General features: G+C 49.2%; 12 protein-coding genes and 1 pseudogene. 4 read left to right on the top strand and 9 right to left on the bottom strand.

Annotated elements, in window-relative coordinates; translation table 11 throughout:
- Window positions 1-394: 394 nt before the first annotated feature.
- From NDI45_RS29195 to NDI45_RS29210, 4 genes and pseudogenes are all read right to left on the bottom strand, one after another.
- The gene (locus NDI45_RS29195) at window positions 395-829 is read right to left on the bottom strand and encodes a hypothetical protein (RefSeq protein WP_348249875.1); all 435 of its coding nucleotides are present in this window, start codon (window positions 827-829) and stop codon (window positions 395-397) included.
- A gap of 51 nt (window positions 830-880) precedes the next feature.
- A complete protein-coding gene (locus NDI45_RS29200) occupies window positions 881-1,090 on the bottom strand; it encodes a hypothetical protein (RefSeq protein ID WP_190793185.1) in 210 nt (69 codons plus the stop codon).
- Window positions 1,087-1,623, bottom strand: a complete 537-nt coding sequence (locus NDI45_RS29205) for a hypothetical protein (protein WP_190793186.1) — start codon at window positions 1,621-1,623, stop codon at window positions 1,087-1,089. The genes NDI45_RS29200 and NDI45_RS29205 overlap by 4 nt, the downstream gene beginning before the upstream one ends.
- A gap of 330 nt (window positions 1,624-1,953) precedes the next feature.
- Window positions 1,954-2,088, bottom strand: a pseudogene (locus NDI45_RS29210) (ISNCY family transposase); the annotation flags it as partial.
- Between the two features lie 74 nt (window positions 2,089-2,162).
- Between NDI45_RS29210 and NDI45_RS29215 the strand changes: the two are divergent.
- Window positions 2,163-2,426, top strand: a complete 264-nt coding sequence (locus NDI45_RS29215; protein ID WP_348249876.1) for a bluetail domain-containing putative surface protein — start codon at window positions 2,163-2,165, stop codon at window positions 2,424-2,426.
- 99 nt (window positions 2,427-2,525) lie between these two features.
- Here the strand turns inward: NDI45_RS29215 and NDI45_RS29220 are convergent, their stop codons facing one another.
- A complete protein-coding gene (locus NDI45_RS29220; protein WP_190793189.1) occupies window positions 2,526-3,509 on the bottom strand; it encodes a hypothetical protein in 984 nt (327 codons plus the stop codon).
- 457 nt (window positions 3,510-3,966) lie between these two features.
- On the opposite strand from NDI45_RS29220, the gene NDI45_RS29225 reads away from it, so the two are divergent.
- The 3 genes from NDI45_RS29225 to NDI45_RS29235 all read left to right on the top strand — a co-directional run bounded on the left by NDI45_RS29225 (window position 3,967) and on the right by NDI45_RS29235 (window position 7,995).
- Complete coding sequence (locus NDI45_RS29225) at window positions 3,967-4,677, top strand: IS6 family transposase (RefSeq protein WP_348249877.1); 711 nt, start codon at window positions 3,967-3,969, stop codon at window positions 4,675-4,677.
- 701 nt (window positions 4,678-5,378) lie between these two features.
- Window positions 5,379-6,953: an MFS transporter gene (locus NDI45_RS29230; protein ID WP_190791274.1), complete on the top strand. Its 1,575-nt coding sequence runs from the start codon at window positions 5,379-5,381 to the stop codon at window positions 6,951-6,953.
- A gap of 469 nt (window positions 6,954-7,422) precedes the next feature.
- A complete protein-coding gene (locus tag NDI45_RS29235) occupies window positions 7,423-7,995 on the top strand; it encodes a DUF411 domain-containing protein (RefSeq protein ID WP_348249878.1) in 573 nt (190 codons plus the stop codon).
- A 282-nt stretch (window positions 7,996-8,277) separates the two neighbouring features.
- Here the strand turns inward: NDI45_RS29235 and NDI45_RS29240 are convergent, their stop codons facing one another.
- The 4 genes from NDI45_RS29240 to abc-f form a co-directional block, all read right to left on the bottom strand.
- The gene (locus tag NDI45_RS29240; protein ID WP_348249879.1) at window positions 8,278-8,733 is read right to left on the bottom strand and encodes a hypothetical protein; all 456 of its coding nucleotides are present in this window, start codon (window positions 8,731-8,733) and stop codon (window positions 8,278-8,280) included.
- A 116-nt stretch (window positions 8,734-8,849) separates the two neighbouring features.
- A complete protein-coding gene (locus tag NDI45_RS29245; protein WP_348249880.1) occupies window positions 8,850-9,074 on the bottom strand; it encodes a hypothetical protein in 225 nt (74 codons plus the stop codon).
- Between the two features lie 216 nt (window positions 9,075-9,290).
- Window positions 9,291-9,683 carry a hypothetical protein gene (locus NDI45_RS29250; protein WP_348249881.1) on the bottom strand — a complete coding sequence of 131 codons (393 nt, stop codon included), beginning with the start codon at window positions 9,681-9,683 and terminating at the stop codon, window positions 9,291-9,293.
- 471 nt (window positions 9,684-10,154) lie between these two features.
- Window positions 10,155-11,756, bottom strand: coding sequence for a ribosomal protection-like ABC-F family protein (gene abc-f / locus NDI45_RS29255; RefSeq protein ID WP_199296304.1), 1,602 nt, complete (start codon window positions 11,754-11,756; stop codon window positions 10,155-10,157).
- Window positions 11,757-12,195 lie beyond the last annotated feature (439 nt).

Raw genomic sequence — 12,195 nt, forward strand, 5'->3', positions numbered from 1 at the left:
TCCTGCCGATAGCGAGTTAATTCCTGAGGAGAGGGATAATCCTGCTTGAGAACTTTGGCAATCACTGCACAGTTATCTTGCTCTCTGATGCCCCGATACACCAAAGAAGCTAAACTCTCATAGATTTTGCTGTGGATAGTAATTCCAGGCAGGGTAATCATTGAATGCTCCCCGATGAAGGACTGTCATCCGTTTCCCAAAGTATATCGCTTGCCAAAATTCAGAAAATTAAGCTTCTGGGTGGATTTCTGAAGGTTTTCCAATGACTACATTTCAGTGGCAGCGGGGGGAAGGTTCCAAGCGACCCCAAAATCTCGTTGCCAATTTTGAAATTATTGCGATCCAAAGTTTGCCGATGTAAGTTCTCACTCAGCCAAGCCCAACTTTCCTGCCTCTAGCTCCCATCTTGCCTCAGAGTCATTGCCTGGTCGCCGGAGCGCTTCACCCAAATGGGCGCCTCATAAAACTCCCCCCGCTGCTCTAACTGAAAACCGCCGAACAATACGCCTAACCATACCTCTATCCACGGCATCTCTAAGCTATCACTGAGTTCGGCGATCGAAACCGAAAGTAGGGTGGTCTGTAGCCACTCTAAAATCGCTGCTGTCCAGCTAGCCACATCTTCTGAATGGGCAATCACCAAAATAGACTGTTTCTGCGCTGCTTCGTCTTCTGCTTCTAGCTGGTCAACCATTGCCAGCACTGCTGCTTTGTCAACGGGAGCCGCAATCGATTCTTTCGGTTTAGCAATCGGCTTTGCTCTTTGCTGACGCGATCGGGCTAGCTCCATCAAATCGCTCAAATCCACTGCCATCGCTTGTCGCACCACATCGGCAAAAAAGCCTTGCTCAACGATTGGATCACGGACTAACTCTTCCCACTAGATCATCAGCACCTCAGCTCGCACAGCACACAGCTCAGCAATCTGAAGCAAAGCATCTCCAGCAAACTGCAACTTTTGGGTTTCAGGCAGTTGTGCCGCTGCTGCTTCCACCTCATCCAACAGTTGCGCCACGTCAACCGCCTCCGGCATCTGCTGCGCCTGTTGCAACTGATCCCACAACTCCAATTCCAATTGTGTCGCTGTCATCCACACCCTCCTGTTTCAATAAACAGAAGATGCTCAGCATGATAGGAACAGGGGCGGATCGGGCACTGTGCGATCGCGTGCTGTTCCTCCCGCGCAAAACGTTCAAAGCCGCTGCGCCGCCCGTTGCCATACTGCTGGTAAAGCGCCTCCAAAAGCTGCCGTGCGTAGTCTTTCACCAGTCTAGGTGGCAGCCCAAAAGTATGCTGCGGCTGTGTCAGCGCGGTCGGCTTCTCTCCCACCCACAACTCCGCGCACATCGTATGAATCACAATGTCATCGTTGGGCTGACGCGGCTTTTCGACATACGTGTGCAGGACGACAAACAAAACGATGGGTACCGGTACGACCATCTCAGCTACCTGCGGCTGCCGCCGCACTCGGTTGCCGCGACCCTGACGATAATACGATCGCCGACTGTGGCAAACCGCATCATTCCAGCAGCCATCACCGTCTTGCGACCCATGCTGTTGTCGTGCCTGATTCGGCGTTAGCAGACTGCACGCCCAGCACTTTTCATTGAGCGATCGCCCCATACGCTCCTGCTCGAGAAAGCACCCTTATTATGCCTGAACCGTTTGTATTTCCGAGGAGTAGCAATAATAATCTTAGAATTGCTACTCCTCGGAAAAGTAAGGGGTTGGTCTGTCGCTGAAAGCATAAGTTTGGGGTGATTAAAGGGTTGCTGTCACCAGATGCAATTAGAGCAAATCCAGAGCCTGAGACAACGCAGTTAGGTTAATTAATAGAGGTTGATTGGGGATGCACTAAAAATATTAGTACGAAAAAACTATTCGTAATCCCTCTCCCTGCAAGGGTTTTAGCCTAATTGCATTCTATGACAGCTATGCTTCAATCACCCTAGCCAAGGCAATCAACAGGGTGTCCGACACAGAGCGGAAGCTCTTTAACTGCCCCTGCTGTTCTAACACCTGCAAGATTTCCTCAAACACGGGAAAAACCTGCTCAGGTGCCACGGGATTCAACAGGTCCCAGATCTCTACGCAGGCAGCAGCGAGGCGCAGGTTTATCGCCAATCTAGTTTGAGATCGCTCGATCAGATCACGGACTAGAAGTGAAAGAGGGCGATCGATTGCTGATTGATACGAATGATGATGGCGTGGGTGAAACCCCTGCTGCGCTGTTTTATACGGGTCGGATCAGCGCCAGTTCACTCGCTGGAGCGGTAAACGCCGCTTATCGAGACAAGAACTTTAAGCGACGGGGTCAGCAAAAGTTGCAGGCAAACGAAGCGGTCTTCTTACAGTGGCAGGGACGAACCTATCTGACCGTGAACGATCCTTCCCTGGCTTTGCAGCAAATCGCGATCTGCTGCTGAACGTTACAGGCATAGCGCTGCCAAAGCCAGAAACGAGAACAGGAATACTGGCGATCGACACTTACTTTAGCTGATATCGATCTCATCCCCAAAGACAGGTCATAGCTGATTCCATGCCCGAATAATCGTTTGTAAGGACTGGGGCAGGCTGTCCTGTTCGAGATCAATATACGCGACCGTGCTTCCCATTGCCTGAACAACAGTGGTGGGATAATCTGCCAAGGCAGCAGAGGTGAGATATCTCATGCCGTTCAGGTTGGGAAACTGCTGCTGCTGTAAGACCTGCTCAAACTGCTGCAACTGCTGCTGCGAAAGGCGTTTCGTCATCGGTTCAGCGTTAGAAGCCGGTATGCCTGTGCTTCTGCGATAGAGCGTTCCATCGGCAGTCAAAACCGTCTGAGTTGTACCGCCGCCTAGTCCCCCCGATACTGTCATCTGAAACACGATGTTTTCAGTTAACCCTGGATACTCTGCCTCGGATGGCATGAAGGAAGGCGTGATTTGACTGCCACTGCCGCTTGCCGTTGCATTTTGCACGATGCGCGTACCCTCTTGATCCAGGTGATAAATCCAGCTCTGGCGATTGCCCTCCACAATCACACGGTAGCCAGGAATGGCAATCCTGGTGCAGGCGCGTCCTGAGACAAAAATTCCCATGCAGCCGTCCCAGGTTCGAGGCTGAGACTCAATGACTTTGAGCGTATTCGCAGGAACATTGGCTTCACGGGCGATTGTTTCAAATAGCCGATCAACCAGTTGCGGCGGTAGGGTAGCCGTGTCCTGAGTTTCTAGCTTAATGACTTGCGCCCTTCGATCGGTGCGATAAACCCAGTTCTGCTGCCCATTCGAGAGTTCGATGCGCCATCCGTCTACTGTTGCCATCGCACATCGCTCATTGGGTGCAGCTAAACCCAAACAGCTATCTGACCAAGTTTCCTGGCTAAACTGTACAACCCTGAGATCCCGTCGGGGCAAATTAAACCGCTGAACTAAGTCGCGTCGGACTCGCCGGATAACCTGTGGCGGCAGTTGAATAGTTGTTCCTTGAGCAGGGTTCGATTGCTCAATAATTGAGCGATCCACAGGTGTACTGGCAATTGCCGCGGATTGAGCAACAAATGGGCAAGCTCCACTGGAGATGACCAGACTCAGGCAAGCAGTCGAACAAGCCTTATGAAACTGAGAAATTTTCGAGAATGAGAGGAAACGAAGCATAATAAAACCCAGTAACTGTTAAATCTAAAAACTCGCTTTTTCAACTTAGCCGTTGCTCCAGCATTAACAGAACGGGTTACTCAATTTGAAACCATTCGATAGTTCCCCCGATCGAAACCCTCCCCCTCCAGCAACTCGCATCAGGTAAGGCTCTGTCACTCCAACTCTACAAATTCATACCTATCCGGTTTAATGTGGAAGCTTACACGCTCGAACCGGGTACGGGAATGCAAATTGACCTTCTGGCTCTGGTTTATGCGGTTGTGTCGCAAAAACTGGTCAATGGTAAGGTAGGACAAGCCCAGCTCCCCTGACTCGCTCTCCAATGTCTACGTCCTCCCTGTTCAAATGGCGGCACTTTTTGCCTGAAATCATCCTGCTGAACGTGCGGTGGTACTGTCGCTACTCCCTGAGCTACCGAGATTTAGAGGAGATGATGCAGGAGCGGGGCATGGGAGCGGATCACTCGACGATCAACCGTTGGGTGTTGAGGTACGCTCTAGAACTGGACAAACGCATTCGACTCCACCTCAAACCCACAAATGATTCTTGGCGGGTGGACGAGACGTATATCAAAGTCAGGGGAGTATGGAAGTATTTGTACCGAGCGGTCGATTCGGAAGGGAATACCCTGGACTTTATGCTGAGCACCAAGCGGGATGGCAAGGCAGCGGCACGATTCTTTCGCAAAGTCCTCAAGGGGCAGCATACTCAGGCTCCACGGGTCATTACCGTTGATAAAAATGCGGCTTATCCTATCGCGATCGAGACGTTGAAAGAAGATGAGGTAATTGATCAGGAGACCGAATTAAGGCAGAGCAAATATTTAAACAACATCGTTGAGCAGGATCATCGGCACATCAAGCACACTGTAAAACCGATGATGGGGTTCAAGTCGTTCAATAGTGCCAGAAAAACTTTGAGGGGAATTGAGGCAATGAATATGATTCGCAAAGGGCAAGTAAAAGAAGTCAAACCAGGGGACAGTGCGTCTCAAGTGAAATTTATCGAAGCGATCTTTGGCATTGCTGCCTAGGAGAATGCAAACGATACCAATCGGTTGTCCTTAATATATTTTTGCGACACAACCCGCTCGCTTTCGTGAATCCTTTGGCAATGGTTGTAAATCGTTTTGAGAAGATGTTGGAAGTTCAGATGATTGCATATTTCACCACCGTTCAATTAGAGGTGGGTTGAAATCGCTCGAATTATTTCCAGAGGACTTGGGTTGAGCATAATAACGCTGTTCAATCCAGGCACGAACTTCTTCTTCAGACACAGCGTGGAAGCGAGTTCCGGTGAGGGGATCATCAATAATCCACCAGGTATTGCCATTGCGATCGGTCTTCTGCCAGATGAATGGATCTGAGTTTCCGAGCAGGGCATGGGCGATCGCGTTAACGGTGTGATTGAACCAATCGCTAACTCCCTCAAACTGGGGTCTAAACCCATCTGAGAGTTGTGATGGCTCCTTTTTCTCTGCGTAACCATTGAAACATAACGTGCCCGGACATAGTGATAGCCGCTAGTAAGCGATGATCACTACTAAACCCTTTCAGGGATTGAAACACAGAATTCCCCATTCTGGACGGTTTTATCGTGCAGTAAATAAATTATGAAGCCGACGATGGAGTGCAATCAAGCGGAAACGGCTGCCGTGTTATTTCAGCGGATCTTGCGTATCTTGGAGGAACCCACTTTGATGTGCGGGTGATCGATTTCCAACCCATCCATACCATGTCAAACCCGATTAAACCACCCTGCGATGAGGGTGTAATTCGTTCCCAACCTTGCTCTACTCCCTGTCAGCGCAGCCACCGAATTTGGATACTGGTTGCCACGATTCTTGGTTCTAGTATGGCATTTATCGACAGCACTGTCGTCAACGTTGCCCTGCCGACACTACAAACCCAGTTGAATGCAACTGTTTCTGATGTGCAATGGGTCGTAGAATCCTATGCCCTATTTGTTGCAGCCTTGATTCTGGTGGGCGGATCACTGGGGGATCATCTGGGACGGCGACGAGTGTTTATGTGGGGAGTAGCACTATTTGCGATCGCTTCGCTGTGGTGTGGCTTATCCTCCACAGTTGGACAACTCATCCTAGCACGGGGTATCCAGGGTATCGGCGCGGCCTTGCTGATTCCGGGCAGCCTCGCGATTATCGGAGCTTCTTTTCCAAACGAGCAGCGCGGCACGGCAATCGGCTTTTGGTCTGGGTTTACGGCAATCACTTCTGCTGCGGGTCCAGTGCTTGGGGGGTGGCTAATTGAAACCTTTTCCTGGCGATGGGTATTTCTGATTAACCTGCCCCTGGCCGCGATTGTGATTGTGATCAGCCGCTGGTGTGTCCCCGAAAGCCGTGATCCTCAAGCCGCTAAGCTCGATTGGTTGGGAGCAGGGCTGGCGATGACGGGTTTGGGTGTTGTGGTGTACGGGTTGCTGGAGTTTCCCAAGTTGGGGTTTGATGCCATTGTGATTGGAGCGATCGCCAGCGGCATTTTGATTTTAGGCGGATTTTTGTGGCTGGAATCGCGCCTAATCTCCCCCATGCTGCCGCTGAGTCTGTTTCGCTCTCGGACCTTCAGCGGTGCCAATTTGCTAACGCTGTTGCTCTATGCGGCTTTGGGAGGTGCGTTGTTCTTCCTGCCCTTTAATTTGATTCAGGTACAAGGCTATTCCGCGACAGCTGCCGGTGCTGCCCTAGTTCCGTTCCCGCTCATTATGTTTTTTCTCTCACGCTGGTCAGGGGGATTGGTGAACCGCTACGGTGCCCGCCTGCCTTTGATGATGGGTCCTACAATCGCAGCAATAGGATTTGGTTTAATGACGCTTCCGGGAATTGGCGACAGCTACTGGACTACCTTCTTTCCGGCTGTGGTAGTGCTAGGGCTAGGAATGGCAATTTGTGTGGCTCCGTTAACCACAGCAGTGATGAATGCCGTGAGTGAGCGATTTGTGGGAGCTGCGTCCGGTGTGAACAATGCCGTTTCTCGCATTGCCAGTCTGCTTGCGATCGCCCTCTTCGGTATCGTTATGCTTAACCGATTTAACGAGAGTCTGAATGGGCGGATTGCAGCTCTACCCCTATCTCCGACTGCCCTACAATTCCTGAATGCTCAACGCATTAATCTAGCGGCGGCGACCCTTCCGCCTGGATTAGATAACGGCGTGGAGGCTGCATTGAGGAGTGCGATTGCTGAATCCTTTGTGGACGGATTTCGGATGGTGATGGGCATTGCAACCGGGTTAGCAATCGCCAGTGCTATCACGGCAATGTTCATGATTGAGCGTAGGCGGGTTAAAGCTTAATAGGAGTTGATTGTCTTCTAAATGGTTCAGCGTGGAAATTGCCAAAACAACTGATAGCATAGCGATCGACTGTCGGCATAGTCAGTGGAAGAGCCTCGCCCGTTCCTAGGGTTCAGTGTTTCCCCGCGCTACTGCTTACACTGGTTGTAGTATGTGTACAGTTGGTTATCTGGAACGGATTGAGCAGGTGAAACGGAATTGGCAGAAGGGACGGTTCGGACAGGTTTTCAAAGAAACGGGGTTTCCTCCTCTCCCATGGGAGTCAGAGCACAAGCAGAAATAACCGATGGAGGCAGGACAGAATCACCCGATCGGATCGAACAATCGAATGAGGGATGAGCAGAAGAATTGGGATTCGATCGAGCGGAGGAATCAGGCACGTTTGAGTTTACCGACCTCACCATGGACTAGTTTTTGCGACATCCCCTTTCTAGAACAGATTCTTTCAAATTGACTCATGAGGTTGAAAATGCCATCAAAACACAAGTTATACCGTTCTGTTACTGTAGTTTTTGCTGTAGTTAAAATTTTGATCATTACCGTTGGAGCGATCGTGTTCCTTAGCCAACCGATGGCAAGTGCAGACAATGCGGCTCACTCCATTTCCCAAAGTTCTAAAGCAATTACAAATGTCCAAAATTCAGTCCAGGCTCCTTCTCCGATGGCAATAAAAGCCACAGTGTACCGTGACCCCAATTGTGGCTGCTGTGAAGCATGGATGGAGCATTTACGCTCCAATGGGTTCCAGGTATCTGAAGTGCAACAGCCCGATATGGGCGTTGTCAAACAAAAACACAGCGTGCCTAGCGAGTTGCAATCGTGTCATACCGCTATTATCAACGGGGCTGTGATTGAAGGACATGTTCCCGCAGAGGACATTAAACGCTTTCTCTCTGAAAAATCCGATGCCGTTGGTCTGGCTGTACCTGGAATGCCAATCGGCTCACCGGGTATGGAAGATGGGGAGGCTCAGGAACCATTCACCGTGTACTCCTTTGACCCACAAGGCAATGCTGAAGTTTTCAACCAATATTCATCCTAAAATTGAGCATCGCTAGCCACGGTTCATTATGAAGGGAATTGTCATGAGCGGGAGCGTTATTGCTGCTCATCCGCTCCATAACTAGGTGAACCGCTTGCGCCAGGGTTACTAACCTCCCAAAGCGGCTGGATAACTTCCTCCTCATAATCCTTGTTCTAGTTCTCTGAGTGTCAATCGCCAGACACAGCCATGTAAAAACTCCCTCAATAAGGCTTTTAGATAATTAGCTCTATATCAACGCTGATTACTTTAGATTTCGGCTGGAGATATTTTCACCATCATTCAAAAAATTCCTTCCTGTAGCCATGCTTCAGCTTCCGAGAGTTGGCAAAAGAAGCGTTCATTCGATCGCCCAAGATTTTGATTGTAGAGTGCCATTTTGTTGCAATCATGATGAACATGAGCTACGGCAACACAACGGGCGCGATCAAGATTAGGGGAAATGGTATTTTGAACTTCAAAGAGTCGAAAAAATCCAACTTCAAAATCATGTCTTGCTAAAAACGTAGGGATGACGACGCGTTGCTGTTGATGAACGGCTTTGTCTTGCTCACTCACTTCGTAACCTTGGATGTCAATCAGCATAGTAAAGTCGAGGTGTTTGGGAATCTGACGACTCACTTGTTCCAGACTTTGCTCCCATGCTTCAACTTGCTCCTGATGAAGTATGCCAGAAATGCGCGTGCGGAGAATTTGTTCGGTGGAGTTCCAAGTTGTGTGCATTATTTCAGCCATCATTTCCAAATTGCAAATGTGTTGAGGGGTACGATGTAGTGCCTCTGCTGAGGTAATTGCTCATTGAGCTTCCCCCATCATGCTCCAACCCTATTTTCTTGGAATCCTCCAGTAGGGTCTTAAACGAGTGATGAAAGAATCTTCAGATCTTGAGGGATATTAAGATCAATGGCTCCTTCCGGAAACGGAATGCTTAAAACGTGGAAGCGATGCTGGCGGATGATGAACTTAGCCCCTACATCCTCCTGAAGCGTCTTAAGTTCTGGAAATAATGTTCTATGAAATAAGGCTGGAACACCTAGAACTTCCCTGTATTCAGAAGTCACGATCGGGAAATTTGTCACTCGATGTTTGCTAATCAATTGGCGAATCAATTTGGAATAACAAATGGTTGATCACAGACCACGAGAACGATCGCATCTAATTTAGGGGCAATTGCTACCATCCCCCCACTCTGTAATTGAAACGCCCGGACTAGCGCCGTTAATTCGACCTCTACAGCGCGATGATCACTACTAAACTCTTGCAGGGATTGAAACTACTGTTGAACACGAAAATCTCTAAACTGAATCATTGCCCCAGCCACAGTTCGAGCAGTCCCAATGCACCTGAACTGGATGAGTCGAACCAATCAGCATCTCACAAGCAGAACATCGCCCTGTAAATAGGGGATGGGTATCCAGTAACGCCAATTGCTCTGTTAATGTATGCCTCCGGGTCTGCAAAACCAGTTCCCCGTTATAGGCTGCACCTTCTGGCTGCCATTGCTCCTCCACTTCAGACGTCTGGGCAGTACCAAGCCCTTCTCCTTCAGGGGCGATCGCCACAAAGTCAAGGCAATCCTCTAATTCCAAGCCTAATGGATGGAGCGTGCAACGGAGATGCGGATTATGAGGGTAGAACTCACAGAGCTGACACTGAGATGGATAATAAGGATCCAGTAGACTGGGCATTGGCTGATTTAGGATTGGGCATTAATAGGATGCCCTGTTCTCACGCCTAAAACAGATCCTTTTGCTGTTTGCAGGTCTGGGAATTCTTCTGCGTTTTAAGCAGCAAAATTCCCAGAACTCGTAGAGACAGGAGCATAGGCAGTACAGCTTGTCCCAGGCTACCTGACCTTAAGGAGGACGAGTAATTAGTTTTTGAACGGGTCAGGAAAACAATCTCTAATCTCAAACGGCAGCAGCAGAAACAAGCGATTGAGAACCCTTTTGGGTCTAGAACACCACTTGGTAAGCCAGATGAGCGGGTCTCCCACTTTAGGGAACTGGCGAACCTAAAGGGCAGTACCAGCAGACGTTGAGCAGGATGATTTCAGGTAACAAATGCCGCCATTAAACAAAGAAGCAGTAAACACTAGAGGAAGAGAAAGTAAGGTTGGGCTTGTTTACCTTATCATCCACTAGTTTTTGCGGCACAACCTAAATCCGTAGCAACTCCTGATAATACTGCTCTGATGCTTCAGGTAAAAAAGCCATTGGCCTCAAGGTTTGATGCTCAACCTTGAGTGCTCGCGTAACATGAATGCGGCTGAGAAAATCCAGATCGTGCGAAATTATCAGCAGCGCACCTTGGTAATAATTTAGAGCATTCACAATTTGATCAACTGTTGGAATGTCAAGATTGTTTGTTGGTTCATCTAGAATCAACCAATCGATTTGAGCAACGCTGATCATTGCCAGTGCCAATCGTGCTAGTTCACCGCCGCTCAAAACAGATGCCTTTTTGTTCACTGCCTGATCAAAAAAGAGAAAATGCCCCAACTGTTGACGCATTTGCTGATAGCCCAAAGCAGGATTGGCTGCTTGCATATTCTGCAAAACTGTGCGGTTGCGATAAATCAGTTCATAGCCCTGATCCAGATAAATCGCCTTCAAATTTGGCGACAGCAGCACTTCTCCTGCGATTAATTTGGCAGCATTAGAGCGGCGCAAAATGGCGTTGATCAAACTGGACTTTCCAGAACCGTTTGCCCCAGCGATCACAACGCGATCGCCTGCCACCAGATGAAACTGGATATCTTTGATCAGCGATTGATGGTTAACCTGAAGCGTGGCGTGGTGAACTTCAACCAGCTTGCGATGTTTGTGACTGCGTTCCTCCAGTTGAATTTGTGTTGCTTTTGTCGTTCTCAGTTTCGTCTCCTCTACTTTCTGTGCGGCAGTGGCGATGGTGGCTTCATGTTTTTGCTTCAGTTTGCCTGCGGTGACTTCTGCACTGCGCTTTCGTGCTCCGGCAACAATCGGCGGGAGACTCCCAGCCTGCCGACGACCATTGCGCTGAGACTGTGCCGCCCGCTGCTGCTCCTGCATTGCTGCTGCTTTTGCCTGTTTTAGCTCTTTGCGGGCAACTTCGTGCGATCGCAGTTTTACCTCTCGTTCGATTTGCTTCTGTTTCCGATAAGCGGAAAAGTTGCCGCCGTAAATCCGCAAGCCATCAGCAGTCAATTCCCATACGGTTTGAACAACCTGATCGAGGAACATCGGCTTGTGAGACACCATCACAAATGCGCCGCTAAACGATTCTAGCAATCGCCGCAGGGCTTCCAGTGCGTGGTAGTCGAGATGATTCGTTGGTTCATCTAGCAAGAGAATATCGGGGGTTTGTGCAAAGGCGATCGCCAGAAACAGGCGAGTTAGTTCGCCACCGCTGAGAGCGTGAACCGGAAGGGATAGATCAATCTGATTATGAAACTGGGTTTCCAGCAAGCCTGTCACTGTCCACCATTCTTCTGTCGTTTCCATCAGCATTTCCAGCACGGTTTTGTTAATCATCTGCTGATGAATTGTGCTGATTTGCGGTAAATAGTAAATCGAACCCTGTCGATGAATATTACCAGATGACGGCTGAAGCTGTCCTGCCAGAATTCGCAGCAGCGTGGACTTTCCCGTGCCATTAGCACCGACAAGCGCAATTCGATCACCGCTCTGCACCCTGAGTTGAACACAGCGAAATAGCATGCGATCGGGTGGCAGCATGCAGCTTAGACGATCTGCCAGTAAGCAGCAATGCTGTGGCATCATGCTTTCCTCCTAATAATGCAGTTGAGAAATTTTCAAACCAACGGTTTCACGTCCAATCTCGTCCAATCAGAGCAATAGACGAAAACGGAGAGTGTAATGATTCAGAACCAGTCTGAGTTACAGCGTTGTTAGGCTCATGGCAACTTTGTAGCGCAAATCTTTATGTACTACAGAATAGACTACATCCCGTAATTTATCAATTCCAAGCTCGAAGTCGTCAAAACGCTTCAGAAACAGCACTAGAATTTTCGGTTATGTCGCAAATTTCAGCGAATGGCAAGGTCGGCAGGACAATAAGCACATGCAGAATCTACCAGCAGATATATTAGACTTGTCGGGAAATAAGCAAGAATAGAAGGCAGAAATGGGATAAGCAAATGCTGGATATTGAACGGGTGCTGACACAAGACCGCTTGCTGCGCGCTTTAACTGGCTTGAA

Origin of the sequence: Leptolyngbya sp. GB1-A1, assembly GCF_039962475.1 — a bacterium.
GTDB lineage: Bacteria > Cyanobacteriota > Cyanobacteriia > Elainellales > Elainellaceae > Leptolyngbya_A.